26 protein-coding genes and 3 tRNA genes are annotated in these 13,728 nt (G+C 56.0%); all 29 read right to left on the bottom strand.

Annotation, left to right across the window (positions count from 1 at the left end):
* The coding region (gene rpsM / locus GSQ77_RS01765) for a 30S ribosomal protein S13 (protein ID WP_158898451.1) at nt 1-303 on the bottom strand (303 nt) is incomplete at its 3' end.
* A gap of 36 nt (nt 304-339) precedes the next feature.
* A complete protein-coding gene (gene rpmJ / locus GSQ77_RS01770; protein WP_158898453.1) occupies nt 340-456 on the bottom strand; it encodes a 50S ribosomal protein L36 in 117 nt (38 codons plus the stop codon).
* A gap of 20 nt (nt 457-476) precedes the next feature.
* Complete coding sequence (gene infA, locus GSQ77_RS01775) at nt 477-695, bottom strand: translation initiation factor IF-1 (protein WP_012734373.1); 219 nt, start codon at nt 693-695, stop codon at nt 477-479.
* A 75-nt stretch (nt 696-770) separates the two neighbouring features.
* Complete coding sequence (gene secY, locus GSQ77_RS01780) at nt 771-2,105, bottom strand: preprotein translocase subunit SecY (protein ID WP_158898455.1); 1,335 nt, start codon at nt 2,103-2,105, stop codon at nt 771-773.
* A 43-nt stretch (nt 2,106-2,148) separates the two neighbouring features.
* A complete protein-coding gene (gene rplO / locus GSQ77_RS01785; protein WP_158898457.1) occupies nt 2,149-2,583 on the bottom strand; it encodes a 50S ribosomal protein L15 in 435 nt (144 codons plus the stop codon).
* Nucleotides 2,584-2,624: 41 nt separating this feature from the next.
* The gene (rpmD, locus tag GSQ77_RS01790) at nt 2,625-2,807 is read right to left on the bottom strand and encodes a 50S ribosomal protein L30 (RefSeq protein WP_158898459.1); all 183 of its coding nucleotides are present in this window, start codon (nt 2,805-2,807) and stop codon (nt 2,625-2,627) included.
* Nucleotides 2,808-2,822: 15 nt separating this feature from the next.
* Complete coding sequence (rpsE, locus tag GSQ77_RS01795) at nt 2,823-3,341, bottom strand: 30S ribosomal protein S5 (RefSeq protein WP_158898461.1); 519 nt, start codon at nt 3,339-3,341, stop codon at nt 2,823-2,825.
* Between the two features lie 11 nt (nt 3,342-3,352).
* On the bottom strand, nt 3,353-3,718 hold the full coding sequence (gene rplR / locus GSQ77_RS01800; protein ID WP_158898463.1) for a 50S ribosomal protein L18: 366 nt from the start codon (nt 3,716-3,718) through the stop codon (nt 3,353-3,355).
* 12 nt (nt 3,719-3,730) lie between these two features.
* Nucleotides 3,731-4,264, bottom strand: coding sequence for a 50S ribosomal protein L6 (rplF, locus tag GSQ77_RS01805; RefSeq protein ID WP_158898465.1), 534 nt, complete (start codon nt 4,262-4,264; stop codon nt 3,731-3,733).
* Nucleotides 4,265-4,276: 12 nt separating this feature from the next.
* Nucleotides 4,277-4,672, bottom strand: a complete 396-nt coding sequence (gene rpsH, locus GSQ77_RS01810; protein WP_158898467.1) for a 30S ribosomal protein S8 — start codon at nt 4,670-4,672, stop codon at nt 4,277-4,279.
* A gap of 13 nt (nt 4,673-4,685) precedes the next feature.
* Nucleotides 4,686-4,991 carry a 30S ribosomal protein S14 gene (rpsN, locus tag GSQ77_RS01815; RefSeq protein WP_158898469.1) on the bottom strand — a complete coding sequence of 102 codons (306 nt, stop codon included), beginning with the start codon at nt 4,989-4,991 and terminating at the stop codon, nt 4,686-4,688.
* Nucleotides 4,992-4,998: 7 nt separating this feature from the next.
* Complete coding sequence (gene rplE, locus GSQ77_RS01820; RefSeq protein ID WP_158898471.1) at nt 4,999-5,538, bottom strand: 50S ribosomal protein L5; 540 nt, start codon at nt 5,536-5,538, stop codon at nt 4,999-5,001.
* A gap of 17 nt (nt 5,539-5,555) precedes the next feature.
* Nucleotides 5,556-5,864: a 50S ribosomal protein L24 gene (rplX, locus tag GSQ77_RS01825; protein WP_158898473.1), complete on the bottom strand. Its 309-nt coding sequence runs from the start codon at nt 5,862-5,864 to the stop codon at nt 5,556-5,558.
* 9 nt (nt 5,865-5,873) lie between these two features.
* Nucleotides 5,874-6,242, bottom strand: coding sequence for a 50S ribosomal protein L14 (gene rplN / locus GSQ77_RS01830; RefSeq protein ID WP_158898475.1), 369 nt, complete (start codon nt 6,240-6,242; stop codon nt 5,874-5,876).
* A 262-nt stretch (nt 6,243-6,504) separates the two neighbouring features.
* Complete coding sequence (gene rpsQ / locus GSQ77_RS01835) at nt 6,505-6,789, bottom strand: 30S ribosomal protein S17 (protein ID WP_158898477.1); 285 nt, start codon at nt 6,787-6,789, stop codon at nt 6,505-6,507.
* Nucleotides 6,786-6,980: a 50S ribosomal protein L29 gene (gene rpmC / locus GSQ77_RS01840; RefSeq protein WP_158898479.1), complete on the bottom strand. Its 195-nt coding sequence runs from the start codon at nt 6,978-6,980 to the stop codon at nt 6,786-6,788. The genes rpsQ and rpmC overlap by 4 nt, the downstream gene beginning before the upstream one ends.
* Before the next feature lie 12 nt (nt 6,981-6,992).
* On the bottom strand, nt 6,993-7,409 hold the full coding sequence (gene rplP / locus GSQ77_RS01845) for a 50S ribosomal protein L16 (protein ID WP_158898481.1): 417 nt from the start codon (nt 7,407-7,409) through the stop codon (nt 6,993-6,995).
* A 2-nt stretch (nt 7,410-7,411) separates the two neighbouring features.
* Nucleotides 7,412-8,215 carry a 30S ribosomal protein S3 gene (gene rpsC, locus GSQ77_RS01850; protein WP_158898483.1) on the bottom strand — a complete coding sequence of 268 codons (804 nt, stop codon included), beginning with the start codon at nt 8,213-8,215 and terminating at the stop codon, nt 7,412-7,414.
* A gap of 11 nt (nt 8,216-8,226) precedes the next feature.
* Nucleotides 8,227-8,556 (bottom strand): 50S ribosomal protein L22, encoded by a 330-nt coding sequence (gene rplV / locus GSQ77_RS01855; protein WP_158898485.1) that lies wholly within the window; start codon nt 8,554-8,556, stop codon nt 8,227-8,229.
* Between the two features lie 11 nt (nt 8,557-8,567).
* The gene (gene rpsS / locus GSQ77_RS01860; protein ID WP_158898487.1) at nt 8,568-8,843 is read right to left on the bottom strand and encodes a 30S ribosomal protein S19; all 276 of its coding nucleotides are present in this window, start codon (nt 8,841-8,843) and stop codon (nt 8,568-8,570) included.
* 10 nt (nt 8,844-8,853) lie between these two features.
* A complete protein-coding gene (gene rplB, locus GSQ77_RS01865) occupies nt 8,854-9,681 on the bottom strand; it encodes a 50S ribosomal protein L2 (RefSeq protein WP_158898489.1) in 828 nt (275 codons plus the stop codon).
* Nucleotides 9,682-9,683: 2 nt separating this feature from the next.
* Complete coding sequence (gene rplW, locus GSQ77_RS01870; RefSeq protein WP_158898491.1) at nt 9,684-9,998, bottom strand: 50S ribosomal protein L23; 315 nt, start codon at nt 9,996-9,998, stop codon at nt 9,684-9,686.
* On the bottom strand, nt 9,995-10,615 hold the full coding sequence (gene rplD, locus GSQ77_RS01875) for a 50S ribosomal protein L4 (RefSeq protein ID WP_158898493.1): 621 nt from the start codon (nt 10,613-10,615) through the stop codon (nt 9,995-9,997). Before rplD ends, rplW begins: the two co-directional genes overlap by 4 nt.
* Complete coding sequence (rplC, locus tag GSQ77_RS01880; protein WP_158898495.1) at nt 10,615-11,274, bottom strand: 50S ribosomal protein L3; 660 nt, start codon at nt 11,272-11,274, stop codon at nt 10,615-10,617. The genes rplD and rplC overlap by 1 nt, the downstream gene beginning before the upstream one ends.
* 218 nt (nt 11,275-11,492) lie before the next feature.
* On the bottom strand, nt 11,493-11,804 hold the full coding sequence (gene rpsJ, locus GSQ77_RS01885) for a 30S ribosomal protein S10 (RefSeq protein WP_006998489.1): 312 nt from the start codon (nt 11,802-11,804) through the stop codon (nt 11,493-11,495).
* Nucleotides 11,805-12,001: 197 nt separating this feature from the next.
* Entirely contained in the window at nt 12,002-13,192 is a 1,191-nt protein-coding gene (tuf, locus tag GSQ77_RS01890) for an elongation factor Tu (RefSeq protein ID WP_158898497.1), read from the bottom strand.
* Between the two features lie 60 nt (nt 13,193-13,252).
* Nucleotides 13,253-13,327, bottom strand: a tRNA-Thr gene (locus GSQ77_RS01895).
* Nucleotides 13,328-13,340: 13 nt separating this feature from the next.
* Nucleotides 13,341-13,414: transfer RNA gene (locus tag GSQ77_RS01900), tRNA-Gly, on the bottom strand.
* A gap of 37 nt (nt 13,415-13,451) precedes the next feature.
* A tRNA-Tyr gene (locus tag GSQ77_RS01905) sits at nt 13,452-13,537 on the bottom strand.
* Nucleotides 13,538-13,728: the final 191 nt, after the last annotated feature.

Consider the following 13,728-nt stretch of genomic DNA (forward strand, 5'->3'; position numbering starts at 1 on the left):
GCGCTGACCGCGTAACGGCAGACCCTTACGGTGACGGACACCGCGGTAGCAACCGAGGTCCATCAGACGCTTGATGTTCATCGTGACTTCGCGACGCAGATCGCCTTCGACGGTGATCTTGCCTACTTCATCACGCAACTTTTCCAGATCTGCATCATCCAGATCCTTCACCTTCTTCGAGAAGGGAACGCCAGCAGCAACACAGATCTCACGCGAACGTGTACGACCGATACCGAAAATAGCGGTCAGACCGATTTCAGCATGCTGGTGGTTGGGGATGTTTACCCCTGCAATACGAGCCATTGTTATTCCTCAGACAAACGCAAACAAAAGCGCCGCTCAGCCTTGACGCTGTTTGTGGCGCGGATCAGAGCTACAAATCACGCGCACAACACCCTTGCGCTTAATGACCTTGCAATTGCGGCAAATGCACTTTACCGAAGCCATCACTTTCATGATATTACCCTTTTTCTAAATCACTTTGCCCGGAACACGATCCGCGCACGGGACAGATCGTAAGGCGTCAATTCGACCGTCACCTTGTCGCCCGGAAGAATACGAATGTAATGCATCCGCATTTTCCCGGAAATATGTCCCAACACCACGTGTCCGTTTTCCAACTTGACCCGGAACGTTGCATTGGGAAGGTTCTCGACAACCTCACCCTGCATCTGGATTACATCGTCTTTCGCCATGTTTCTCGTGCCTGTCTCGTCCCTTAGTCGAGCTAACCCGGTGCGCTTAAACGGCCAAAAACAGCGGTCAAAGCCTTAACGCATCGGGACATTGCCACCCTTGAAATTGGCTTTCCGGAGCAGCGATTCATATTGTTGCGACATAACGTACGACTGAACTTGAGCCATGAAATCCATCGTCACGACCACAATAATCAGCAGCGACGTGCCACCAAAATAAAACGGAACATTCCAGCGTAGCACCAAAAACTCAGGCAACAAGCACACGAAAACAATGTAAATCGCACCCGCCAGGGTCAAACGCGTCAAGATCTTATCGATATAACGCGCCGTCTGGTCACCGGGACGAATCCCAGGTACGAAAGCACCGCTTTTCTTCAAATTGTCCGCTGTTTCCTTGCTATTGAACACGAGGGCCGTGTAGAAAAAGCAGAAGAAAACGATAGCGAGCACATAAAGCAATACATAAACCGGTTGGCCGGGAGCCAACGTGCCGGCAATATCATGCAGCCACTGCGCCTTCCCGCCTGAGCTGAACCAGTTCGCGATCGTCGCCGGAAACAGAATAATCGACGAGGCGAAAATCGGCGGGATAACTCCGGCCATGTTCAACTTCAGCGGCAGGTGCGAAGACTGCCCGCCGTACACCTTGTTGCCGACCTGGCGCTTTGCATAATTGACCAGGATCTTACGTTGCCCGCGTTCGATAAAGACCACGAGGAACGTAACGCCACCAATCAACGCAACCACGATGATCGCCGAGAAAATACTCATCGACCCCGTGCGCACCAACTCAAACAAACCACCCACCGCGTTGGGCAAGCCCGCCGCGATACCACCGAAAATGATGATGGAAATCCCGTTTCCGAGACCCCGCTCAGTGATTTGCTCGCCCAGCCACATCAAAAACATCGTTCCGGTCACCAGCGTTACCACTGTCGTAACCCGGAACAGCATACCCGGGTCAAGCACCAACCCGGGCTGATTTTCAAGTGCAACCGCGATTCCGAACGCCTGGAACGTCGCCAGAACCACAGTGAAATAACGCGTGTACTGCGTAATCGTCCGCTGCCCTGCCTGGCCTTCTTTTTTCAACGCTTCCAACTGCGGCGAAACGATAGACCCAAGCTGCATAATGATCGACGCCGATATATACGGCATGATGCCCAATGCGAACACGGTGAAGCGCGACAAAGCGCCCCCGGAGAACATATTGAACATCCCGAGGATCCCGCCCTGCTGAGCCTGGAACAACTTGGCCAGCTGATCGGGATCTATCCCCGGCACCGGCACGTGAGCACCGATTCGATACACAAATAAAGCGAGCAGCAAAAACACTAACCGCTTACGCAGATCGCCGAACTTCGGTGCTGACTTACCAGCCTTCGCAATTGTCGAGCTGTTGGCCAAGAACCTTCTCCGATGCAGATGCGATTAACAGCAAAAAGCGCTCTTACTCAGCGATCGAGCCGCCAGCGGCTTCGATTGCTGCGCGTGCACCTTTCGTTGCCGACAGACCTTTGAGCGTGACCTTGCGGGTCAGCGTGCCGGTCGCGATAACTTTGGCGCTACGAATCAGTACGCCCAGCAAGCCGGCTTGCTTGAGCGCCAACAGATCGATGTCGTCGACCGGCAGCTTTTCAAGATCCGACAAACGGACTTCACCAACGAATTCGCGCGTCAGCGAGCTGAAACCACGCTTGGGCAGGCGACGTTGCAAAGGCATCTGACCGCCTTCGAAGCCGACTTTATGAAAACCACCCGAACGTGACTTCTGACCCTTGTGACCGCGACCCGCGGTCTTGCCCAGGCCGGAGCCGATACCGCGACCCACGCGACGTTTCGCGTGCTTCGCGCCTTCAGCCGGCTTAATGCTATTCAATTCCATCATCAACTCCTTCATCTACCCGTTTCGGTATCGGCGACTACTTAGCCGAGCACCTTGACCAGGTACGAAACCTTGTTGATCATCCCGCGCACTGCGGGCGTGTCTTGCAACTCGCTGACCGAGTTGATCCGACGCAAACCAAGACCGCGCACGGTGGCGCGATGCGTTTCGCGGGTCCCGATGAGGCTCTTGACGAGCTGTACTTTGACAGTTTTCTCAGACATGGTGACCACCTGGGCTTAGCCCAAAATATCTTCGACGGACTTGCCGCGTTTCGCCGCGATATCACCCGGCGTCGACTGCTTGCGCAGGCCGTCGAGCGTTGCGCGCACGAGGTTGTAGGGGTTCGTCGAACCGTGGCTCTTCGCCACTACGTTCTGCACGCCCATCACGTCAAACACTGCACGCATCGGACCGCCGGCGATTACGCCCGTACCGTCCTTGGCCGGTGCCAGCATCACTGCCGACGCGCCATGCTTACCGTGAACTTCGTGCTGCAACGTACCGTTTTTCAGGGGCACCTTGAACATATTGCGACGAGCTTGTTCCATTGCCTTTTGCACAGCAACCGGAACTTCCTTCGCCTTGCCCTTGCCCATACCGACACGACCATCGCCATCGCCAACCACGGTCAGTGCTGCGAAACCGAGAATCCGGCCGCCCTTCACCACCTTGGTTACGCGGTTGACCGCAATCATTTTTTCGCGGAGGCCATCGTCCCGTTCATCGGACTGCACTTTCGCTTGCATCTTTGCCATGACGAATCCTTTTAGAACTTGAGCCCAGCTTCACGAGCGGCTTCGGCGACAGCCTTGACGCGGCCGTGATAACGGAAGCCCGAGCGATCAAAAGCGACGGACTCAACGCCAGCTGCTTTTGCCTTTTCGGCGATACGTTTGCCGATCAGTGTTGCTGCGGCAACGTTACCGCCCTTACCGGACTTGTCGGCGAGCTCCTGACGCACTTCCGGCTCGACGGTCGATGCGCTGGCCAGCACTTGCGTGCCGCACGGCGAAAAGATCTGAGCGTAGATGTGCGTGTTGGTGCGATGCACCGCAAGACGATGAACCTTGAGTTCAGCGATCTTGATACGCGTCTGACGAGCACGGCGCGAACGAGATTGGTTTTTATCCATGGTACGCACCCTTTACTTCTTCTTGGTTTCCTTGAGGATGACAACCTCGTCGGCATAACGCACGCCCTTGCCTTTATAAGGCTCCGGCGGACGATAACCGCGCACTTCAGCGGCTACTTGCCCGACTTTCTGCTTGTCGATCCCCTTGATCAGAATTTCCGTCTGCGACGGGGTTTCAGCCTTCACGCCTTCCGGCATTTGGTGCACCACAGGGTGCGAGAAACCCAACGACAAATTCAGTTTGTCGCCTTGCGCTTGCGCGCGGAAACCCACTCCAACCAGCGTCAGCTTGCGCTCGAAGCCTTTCGTAACGCCACTCACCATGTTTGCGACTAGCGCACGCATCGTTCCTGACATTGCGTCTGCTTCACGCGTTTCATTTGCCGGCTCAAATTTCAGAGTACCGCTTTCGTCGATCACCTTAACCAGCTCATTCTGACGCTGCGTGATCGTACCCAACGGACCCTTAACCGTAATCTGCCCTGCGCTCAACTTGACTTCAGCGCCTTGCGGCAATGCGATCGGGCTTTTACCTACACGAGACATGTTTCTCTCCCTTTAGGCAACGTAGCAAATGACTTCGCCGCCCACGCCAGTCGCGCGCGCCTTGCGGTCGGTCATCACGCCTTGCGGCGTCGACACGATCGCAACGCCCAGGCCATTCATGACCTGAGGAATGTCGTTGCGGCCCTTGTACACGCGCAACCCGGGACGCGAGACACGTTCGAGGCGCTCGATAACCGGACGGCCTGCATAATACTTCAATGCAATTTGCAACTCGGCTTTCGGGCCGTCTGCTTTGATTGCATAGTCTTCAATATAGCCTTCGTCTTTCAGCACTTGCGCGATTGCGACTTTGACTTTTGACGAGGGCATCGCTACCGATACTTTCTCAACCATCTGCGCATTGCGGATGCGAGTCAGCATATCGGCGATAGGATCACTCATGCTCATCTTATTTCTCCGATTACCAGCTCGCCTTGGTCAGGCCGGGGATTTCACCTCGGAACGCGATCTCGCGGATCTTGTTACGTGCCAGACCAAATTTGCGGAAAGTACCGCGCGGACGACCCGTCAATGCGCAACGATTACGTTTGCGAGTCGGGTTTGAGTTGCGCGGGAGTTGTTGCAACTCCAGACGCGCCTCGAAATGCTCTTCTTCCGACTTGCTGAAGTCGTCAATAATCGCTTTCAGGGCAGCGCGCTTCGGTGCGTACTTCTTTGCCAGACGTGCGCGCTTCTTTTCACGTTCGATCAGTGCCAGTTTCGCCACGGTAACCTCAGTTTCTGAACGGGAACTTGAAGCAGGCGAGCAGCGCCTTAGCTTCTTCGTCGGTCTTCGCGGTGGTCGTGATGCTGATATTCAGCCCACGCAGCGCGTCGATCTTTTCATATTCGATTTCGGGGAAAATAATCTGCTCTTTCACCCCGATATTGTAGTTACCTCGACCGTCGAATGCCCGGCCCGAGATACCCCGGAAGTCACGTACTCGCGGCAACGCCACGGTCACGAAACGATCCAGGAATTCGAACATGGTCTGACCGCGCAACGTTACCATCGCGCCGATCGGGTAACCCTGACGAATTTTGAAGCCTGCGATTGCTTTGCGCGACTTCGTGATAACCGGCTTCTGGCCAGCAATCTTGGTCAGGTCGCCCACTGCGTTTTCGATAATCTTCTTATCGGCAACAGCTTCACCAAGGCCCATATTCAGGGTGATCTTGCTGATGCGGGGCACTTCCATGATCGACTTGTACCCGAACTTTTCAGTCAGTTCCTGTACAACTTTTTCTTTATAGAATTCGTGCAAACGAGCCATTTTTTTCTCCCGTTGCGTTAAGCGCTGAGCACGGCACCGGTCGACTTGAGAAAGCGAACTTTCTTACCGTCTTCGACCTTGATGCCCACACGCGACGCTTTACCATTTGCGTCGACCAAAGCGATGTTCGATGTATGCAGCGGCATCGACTTGCTTTCCACGCCGCCGGTCGTACCCTTCATCGGGTTCGGCTTGACGTGCTTCTTGACGAGGTTAAGCCCCTCGACGACCACTTTTTCGCCATCAATGATGAGCACCGTACCAACCTTGCCCTTATCTTTTCCGGCTACGACCATCACCTGGTCGCCTGTGCGAATTTTTTTCATCGCGGCTCCTTACAGCACTTCCGGCGCAAGCGAAACGATTTTCATAAACCGCTCGCTACGCAGTTCGCGCGTGACCGGTCCGAAGATACGCGTGCCGATCGGCTCGAGTTTATTGTTCAGCAACACGGCGGCATTGCTATCAAATTTGATCAGCGAGCCATCCGGGCGACGTACGCCCTTCGCGGTGCGAACCACGACGGCATTGTAGATTTCGCCTTTCTTGACGCGTCCGCGCGGCGTCGCTTCTTTAATGCTCACCTTGATAATGTCGCCGATGCTTGCATAGCGACGTTTCGAGCCGCCGAGCACCTTGATGCACAATACTTCGCGTGCACCCGTGTTATCGGCCACTTCAAGCCGAGTTTCGGTCTGAATCATGGTTTATCTTTCCCAACTTAATCCGAACAGCCACCATGGCGCATCCGGTCAGTCTTGGTCCCGTCAGCCGGCTGGCTGCTTGGGTTAGAACAGCGAACAGAGGCAACGGAAGCCACCCCTGCGTTTTTTTCCTGCAACCGCTTCCAGACCCCTGGAAACAGCGCTGAACCACTACCCTGCGCGGGCATCCCCTTAACTAAGGGAGACCGAGATTATAGCAAATAACCTCGGTCTTGCAAGCGATACTTCACAGCTCTACAACTTAGATAACGCGAGCTGCTTCGATCAAGCGCGACACGGCCCAGGCTTTCGTCTTCGAAATCGGACGCGTTTCCTGAATTTCAACCAGGTCACCCTCGTTGATCGTGTTCGCTTCGTCGTGCGCGTGGTATTTCTTCGAACGAACCACGTACTTGCCGTAGATCGGGTGCTTGACCCGATGTTCGACCAACACGGTGACCGTCTTGTCCATCTTGTTGCTCGTGACCTTGCCCACCAACGTGCGTTTCAGCGAGGTCCGAGTTGAAGTTTCTACGCTATCGTTCATTTCTGGCTCGCCTTCTGAGTCAACACGGTGCGCACGCGCGCGATGTCGCGGCGAACCTTTTGCAGCTGGCTCGTGTTGCTGAGCTGCTGGGTCGCCAATTGCATGCGCAGGCCAAATTGCGCCTTAAGCAGTTCCGACAGCTCTTGATTGAGCGCGGCCTGGTCTTTATCGCGAAGTTCTGATGCTTTCATCGCTTATTCTCCTTAGGCGCCCAGCTGGCGAACGATAAACGCAGTCTGGATCGGCAGCTTCGCTGCAGCCAGACGGAACGCTTCGCGTGCCAACTCTTCATTAACGCCATCCATTTCGTACAGCATCTTGCCCGGCTGAATCTCGGCTACGTAGTACTCAGGGTTACCTTTACCGTTACCCATCCGTACTTCGGCCGGCTTCGTCGAAATTGGCTTGTCCGGGAAAATGCGTATCCAGATGCGGCCGCCACGCTTGATGTGACGCGTCATTGCACGACGCGCCGCTTCAATTTGGCGAGCGGTCAAACGACCGCGGCCGATCGCTTTCAGACCGAATTCACCGAACGACACTGCGTTACCGCGGGTCGCCTTGCCGGTGTTACGGCCCTTCTGTTCTTTCCGATACTTTCTACGTTTCGGTTGCAGCATGGTTATTCTCCAGTCTTGCCATCGCTGGGCTTATCAGCCGAGCGACGCGGAGCGCTACGACGGGCGCTAGGCTTGTCGCCACCTTCACCGTCACGGCGCGGACGGCGATCGCCCGGACGTGCGTTGCGGCGCGGACGCTTGTCTTCGGTAGTTTCTTCAACCACCGGAGCGTCATTGCGACCCAGCGTGTCGCCCTTGTAGACCCAAACCTTGACGCCGATGATGCCGTACGTCGTTTTCGCTTCCGAAGTTGCGTAGTCGATATCGGCACGCAGCGTGTGCAACGGTACCCGACCTTCGCGATACCATTCCGTACGTGCGATTTCGATCCCGTTCAGGCGGCCGGCGCTCATGATCTTGATACCTTGCGCACCGAGGCGCATGGCATTTTGCATCGCGCGCTTCATTGCGCGACGGAACATGATACGGCGTTCGAGCTGCTGGGTAATCGAGTCGGCGATCAGTTGCGCATCGGTTTCCGGCTTGCGGATTTCCTCGATGTTGACGTGGACCGGAACGCCCATGCGGCGTTGCAGTTCAGCCTTCAACAGTTCGATATCCTCACCCTTCTTACCGATCACCACGCCCGGACGCGAACTATAAATCGTAATACGCGCGTTCTTGGCAGGACGCTCGATGATCACGCGGCCGACCGAAGCGTTTTTCAGCTTCTTCTTCAGGTAATCACGAACACCAATGTCTTCCTGCAACATGCTGGCGAAATTGGTGTTGTTTGCGTACCAACGCGACGACCAGTTACGGCTGACAGCCAAGCGGAAGCCAGTCGGATGAATTTTTTGTCCCATCGTATGGCCCCTTAATTCCCAACCGTCACGGTGATATGGCAAGACTGCTTCTCGATCTTGTTACCGCGGCCTTTAGCGCGCGCGGTGAACCGCTTCAGAGATGCAGCTTTGTCGACGTAGATGACCTTAATCTTCAACTCGTCGATATCAGCGCCTTCATTGTGCTCGGCATTAGCAATCGCCGACAGCACTACCTTTTTGACGATACCCGCGGCTTTCTTCGGCGAGAACGTAAGAACGTTCAGCGCCTTGTCCACCGGCAAACCCCGAATCTGGTCAGCCACAAGGCGCGTTTTCTGCGCCGAGATGCGGGCACCGCGATGAATTGCTTTCACTTCCATCTCATAGCCCCTTATTTCTTGGCCTTCTTGTCGGCCGCGTGTCCCTTGAACGTACGGGTCAACGCGAACTCGCCAAGCTTATGACCGACCATGTTTTCCGAGATATAAACCGGAACGTGTTGACGACCGTTATGCACGGCTATCGTCAAGCCGATGAAATCCGGCAAGATCGTCGAACGACGCGACCAGGTTTTGATCGGCTTTTTGTCCCGTGCCGCTGCAGCTGCCTCAACCTTCTTCAGCAAATGGGCGTCACAAAAAGGACCCTTTTTAACAGAACGTGCCATTGCTTACTCCTTAACGCTTGTTGCGGCGCTGCACGATCATGGAGGTCGTGCGTTTGTTACGACGGGTCCGATAACCCTTCGTCGGCGTACCCCACGGGCTAACCGGATGACGACCCGCTGCCGTCTTGCCTTCACCACCACCGTGCGGGTGATCGACCGGGTTCATCACCACACCGCGGACGGTCGGGCGAATACCGCGCCAACGATTTGCACCGGCCTTGCCGATTTGGCGCAGGCTATGCTCTTCGTTACCGACTTCACCGATCGTTGCGCGGCATTCGATATGCACACGGCGAATTTCACCGGAGCGCAGACGAACCTGAGCGTACGTGCCTTCGCGAGCCAGCAGCATTGCGGAAGTACCAGCCGAACGCGCCATTTGCGCGCCCTTGCCCGGCAACATCTCGATGCAGTGGATCGTCGTACCGACCGGAATATTGCGAATCGGCAGCGTGTTGCCTGCACGAATCGGCGCTTCCGAGCCCGACAACAACGTTGCGCCAACTGCGACGCCCTTCGGAGCAATGATGTAGCGACGCTCGCCGTCTGCGTACAACAGCAGTGCGATGTTCGCCGTACGGTTCGGGTCATACTCAAGACGCTCGACCTTTGCCGGGATGCCATCCTTGGTGCGACGGAAATCGACAATACGGTAGTGCTGCTTGTGACCGCCACCCATGTGACGCGTCGTGATGTGACCGTTGTTATTACGGCCCGAAGAACGAATCTTCGTATCCAGCAAGGGAGCGAACGGCTTGCCTTTATGCAGGCTGTCGTTGACCACCTTGACCATCGCGCGGCGACCCGGCGATGTCGGTTTTACTTTAACGAGTGCCATGATTACTTGGCCTCCGCTTCAAAGTTGATTTCCTGGCCCGGCTTCAGGCACACATAGGCCTTGCGCACGTCCTTGCGACGACCCATGAAACGGCCGAAACGCTTGGATTTGCCTTTAACGTTCAGGACCTTGACCGAATCGACCTCGACCTTGAACAACATTTCAACGGCAGCCTTGATTTCGGGCTTGGTCGCGCTCGGATCTACTTCGAACACAACCTGCTCGTTCTTGTCGGCAACCATGGTTGCTTTTTCGGAGATCACCGGTGCGAGCAGGACCTGCAGCAAACGATGATCGTTTTTGCGAATCTCGCTCATGACAGCAACTCCTCGATCTGCGCAACCGCAGCTTTCGTGATGACCACTTTCTTGAAGTAGATCAGCGACAGCGGGTCAGCGTAACGCGGCTCGACAACTGCCACATGCGGCAGATTGCGCGACGCGAGGTACAGGTTCTCGTCCATCGTGTCGGTAATGATCAACACCGATTCGAGGCCCATGCCCTTGAATTTCTCGGCCAACAGCTTGGTCTTCGGCGCTTCCAGCGTCATGTCCTCAACTACCAGCAGGCGGCCTTCACGGGCCAACTGCGACAGGATGGAACAGACACCTGCACGGAACATCTTCTTGTTGATCTTGTGCGTGAAGTTTTCTTCGGGCGAGTTCGGGAAAATCCGACCACCGCCACGCCACAACGGGCTGGACGACATACCAGCACGAGCACGGCCCGTACCTTTCTGGCGCCACGGCTTCTTCGTCGTGTGCTTGACTTGCTCACGGTCTTTTTGTGCGCGGTTACCGCTACGTGCGTTTGCCTGGTATGCAACGACGACCTGATGAATCAGTGCCTCGTTGTAATCACGGCCGAACACGACGTCGGATGCATTCACACCCGCACCTTCCTGACCTTGTGCATTCAGGAGCTTAAGTTCCATTATTGCGCTCCCTTCTTCAGACGCACTTTGATGGCCGGCGTAACGAAAACCTTGCCGCCCTTCGCACCCGGAACTGCACCCTTGACGAGCAGCAGCTTGCGGTCGGCGTCGATACGCGCGATCACGAGGTTTTGTACGGTCTTGGTGTCGTCACCCATGTGACCGGTCATGCGCTTACCCGGGAACACGCGACCCGGATCCTGCGCCATACCGATCGAGCCCGGCACATTGTGCGAGCGCGAGTTACCGTGCGAAGCACGACCCGACTTGAAGTTATAACGCTTGATCGTACCGGCATAGCCTTTACCGATCGACACGCCTTGCACGTCGACCTTCTGGCCCACTTCGAATAACTCGACGCCAATGACGGTGCCGTTCGAAAGTTCGCCTGCCTTTGCGGCATCGATCTTGAATTCTTTGAGGATTTCGCCAGCTTCAACGCCAGCTTTTGCAAGGTGCCCTGCAAGCGGTTTCGTAACACGAGATGCGCGACGCACACCGAATGCAACTTGTACGGCCGTATAGCCGTCCGTTTCAAGGGTCTTGATCTGCGTCACGCGGTTGTCGGACACGTCCAATACGGTGACGGGAATCGAATCCCCTTCAGCCGTAAAAATACGGGTCATGCCAACCTTGCGACCTACGAGTCCAAGGCTCATCGTTTTCTCCATTCCCGACTGCGATTGGCCGGGGCTAACTAATAACGCAACCAGGAAACATACCCGGCCACATAAGTGTCGATACCCTGATCCGAGAGCCAGGGCCGACTATTTTCTCGCGAAAAGACGCGAAGCCCGACAGTATATCGAGCTATTTTGTTTTCCGCAAGCAATCAACAACTTACGCCACTCAGGGCCTGCCCGAGTGGCTTACAGCCTTATTGCAACTTGATTTCGACGTCCACGCCAGCGGGCAAGTCGAGCTTCATCAACGCGTCGACGGTTTTGTCGGTCGGGTCAACGATGTCCATCAGGCGCTGGTGGGTACGGATCTCGAGCTGATCGCGCGACGTCTTGTTGACGTGCGGCGAACGCAGGATGTCAAAACGCTGAATGCGGGTCGGCAACGGTACCGGACCACGAACGATTGCGCCGGTGCGCTTCGCGGTGTCGACGATTTCAGCTGCCGACTGATCGATCAGGCGGTAGTCGAAAGCTTTCAGGCGGATGCGGATTTTCTGGTTTTGCATGATTTTTCCTAAAGAGCGAGGCAGCCGATTCGCGTGCGGAATATCCGCGTAGACGTAATTAAGGCCGCCGAAAGTTTAAAGAGCGCTGGACCGATGGCTCACGAGAGCGCATCGGTCCGATACCTGACTACAGAAACTACACCGCGAGCACCAAACCGCGGGACAACTCAACGGCAGTTCGCTGTAATAGCCGAAACTTAAGCGATGATGGTCGACACGACGCCGGCGCCGACGGTACGACCGCCTTCACGGATAGCGAAGCGCAGGCCCACTTCCATCGCGATCGGGTTGATCAACTTGACGGTAATCGTCACGTTGTCGCCCGGCATCACCATTTCTTTGTCTGCCGGCAACTCGATCGAGCCCGTCACGTCCGTCGTACGGAAGTAGAACTGCGGACGATAGTTGTTGAAGAACGGCGTGTGACGGCCACCTTCATCTTTCGACAGAACATACACTTCAGCCGTGAAATGCGTGTGCGGCTTGATGGTGCCCGGCTTGCACAGCACTTGGCCGCGCTCCACGTCTTCACGCTTCGTGCCGCGCAACAGAATACCCACGTTGTCGCCTGCTTGACCTTGGTCCAGCAGCTTGCGGAACATTTCCACGCCCGTGCACGTCGTCTTTTGCGTATCGCGAATACCGACGATTTCGATTTCTTCGCCGACCTTCACCACACCGCGTTCGATACGGCCCGTCACCACCGTGCCACGACCCGAGATCGAGAACACGTCTTCCACCGGCATCAGGAACGCACCGTCAATCGCGCGCTCCGGCGTCGGAATGTACGTGTCCAGCGCGTCAGCCAGCGACATGATCGCCACTTCGCCCAGCTCGCCCTTGTCGCCTTCCAGCGCCAGCTTGGCCGAGCCCTTCACGATCGGCGTATCGTCGCCCGGGAAGTCATACTTGCTTAACAGCTCGCGCACTTCCATTTCCACCAGTTCCAGCAACTCGGCGTCATCCACCATGTCGCACTTGTTCAGGAACACGATGATGTACGGCACGCCCACTTGGCGAGCCAGCAGGATGTGCTCGCGCGTTTGCGGCATCGGGCCGTCAGCGGCCGAACACACCAGGATCGCGCCATCCATCTGCGCGGCACCCGTGATCATGTTCTTCACATAGTCGGCGTGACCCGGGCAATCCACGTGCGCATAGTGGCGATTGGCCGTCTCGTACTCGACGTGCGCCGTGTTGATCGTGATACCGCGCGCCTTTTCTTCCGGCGCCGCGTCGATCTGGTCGTACGCTTTTGCTTCGCCGCCGAACTTTGACGACAACACCGTTGCGATCGCTGCCGTCAGCGTCGTCTTGCCGTGGTCAACGTGACCGATTGTGCCGACGTTGACGTGCGGCTTGGTCCGTTCAAACTTACCTTTGGCCATATTCGACTCCAAACAAGGATTTTTTTAATCGGTTGCGCCGCGCGCAAACATCGTAACTTCTGGTGCCCATGAGCAGGATCGAACTGCTGACCTCTCCATTACCAATGGAGTGCTCTACCACTGAGCCACATGGGCATACATCTAATACTGGAGCGGGTGAAGGGAATCGAACCCTCGTCGTAAGCTTGGAAGGCTTCTGCTCTACCATTGAGCTACACCCGCACGGGGATTCCCTACATACTATTACCGCACTTAATTCTGGTGGAGGAGGCTGGATTCGAACCAGCGTAGGCGTAAGCCAACAGATTTACAGTCTGCCCCCTTTAGCCACTCGGGCACCCCTCCGCAGAGAATTGACGATTATGAGGCTGATGCCGCTAATTGTCAATACAGGGACATGCTTCAGCCCCGCATATATAGGGGGTTCCGGCGCCCGGGACATCACCTGCGCGATCGCGTTTCTCGGCTGATTTGGGCGTGTAAGCAGTGGCACGGGGGAGGCGAAACGCAAAAACCCCACCTGAGTAGGTGGGGTT

This window comes from Burkholderia sp. L27(2015), assembly GCF_009765705.1.
In the GTDB taxonomy this organism is placed as follows: domain Bacteria; phylum Pseudomonadota; class Gammaproteobacteria; order Burkholderiales; family Burkholderiaceae; genus LMUX01.

Coding starts and splice junctions, on each gene's coding strand:
- rpmD (WP_158898459.1), bottom strand. CDS start 2,807: ATGTCTGAGAAAACTGTCAAAGTACAGCTCGTCAAGAGCCTCATCGGG.
- rpsQ (WP_158898477.1), bottom strand. CDS start 6,789: ATGAACGATAGCGTAGAAACTTCAACTCGGACCTCGCTGAAACGCACG.
- rplN (WP_158898475.1), bottom strand. CDS start 6,242: ATGATTCAGACCGAAACTCGGCTTGAAGTGGCCGATAACACGGGTGCA.
- rpsC (WP_158898483.1), bottom strand. CDS start 8,215: ATGGGACAAAAAATTCATCCGACTGGCTTCCGCTTGGCTGTCAGCCGT.
- rplV (WP_158898485.1), bottom strand. CDS start 8,556: ATGGAAGTGAAAGCAATTCATCGCGGTGCCCGCATCTCGGCGCAGAAA.
- rplW (WP_158898491.1), bottom strand. CDS start 9,998: ATGAGCGAGATTCGCAAAAACGATCATCGTTTGCTGCAGGTCCTGCTC.
- rplB (WP_158898489.1), bottom strand. CDS start 9,681: ATGGCACTCGTTAAAGTAAAACCGACATCGCCGGGTCGCCGCGCGATG.
- rplE (WP_158898471.1), bottom strand. CDS start 5,538: ATGGCTCGTTTGCACGAATTCTATAAAGAAAAAGTTGTACAGGAACTG.
- rplC (WP_158898495.1), bottom strand. CDS start 11,274: ATGAGCCTTGGACTCGTAGGTCGCAAGGTTGGCATGACCCGTATTTTT.
- rplD (WP_158898493.1), bottom strand. CDS start 10,615: ATGGAACTTAAGCTCCTGAATGCACAAGGTCAGGAAGGTGCGGGTGTG.
- rplP (WP_158898481.1), bottom strand. CDS start 7,409: ATGCTGCAACCGAAACGTAGAAAGTATCGGAAAGAACAGAAGGGCCGT.
- infA (WP_012734373.1), bottom strand. CDS start 695: ATGGCGAAAGACGATGTAATCCAGATGCAGGGTGAGGTTGTCGAGAAC.
- rpmC (WP_158898479.1), bottom strand. CDS start 6,980: ATGAAAGCATCAGAACTTCGCGATAAAGACCAGGCCGCGCTCAATCAA.
- rpsH (WP_158898467.1), bottom strand. CDS start 4,672: ATGAGCATGAGTGATCCTATCGCCGATATGCTGACTCGCATCCGCAAT.
- rpmJ (WP_158898453.1), bottom strand. CDS start 456: ATGAAAGTGATGGCTTCGGTAAAGTGCATTTGCCGCAATTGCAAGGTC.
- rpsE (WP_158898461.1), bottom strand. CDS start 3,341: ATGGCAAAGATGCAAGCGAAAGTGCAGTCCGATGAACGGGACGATGGC.
- rplF (WP_158898465.1), bottom strand. CDS start 4,264: ATGTCTCGTGTAGGTAAAAGCCCGATCGCATTGCCGCAAGGCGCTGAA.
- rpsS (WP_158898487.1), bottom strand. CDS start 8,843: ATGGCACGTTCTGTTAAAAAGGGTCCTTTTTGTGACGCCCATTTGCTG.
- tuf (WP_158898497.1), bottom strand. CDS start 13,192: ATGGCCAAAGGTAAGTTTGAACGGACCAAGCCGCACGTCAACGTCGGC.
- rplR (WP_158898463.1), bottom strand. CDS start 3,718: ATGGATAAAAACCAATCTCGTTCGCGCCGTGCTCGTCAGACGCGTATC.
- rpsJ (WP_006998489.1), bottom strand. CDS start 11,804: ATGCAAAACCAGAAAATCCGCATCCGCCTGAAAGCTTTCGACTACCGC.
- rplO (WP_158898457.1), bottom strand. CDS start 2,583: ATGGAATTGAATAGCATTAAGCCGGCTGAAGGCGCGAAGCACGCGAAA.
- rplX (WP_158898473.1), bottom strand. CDS start 5,864: ATGAAAAAAATTCGCACAGGCGACCAGGTGATGGTCGTAGCCGGAAAA.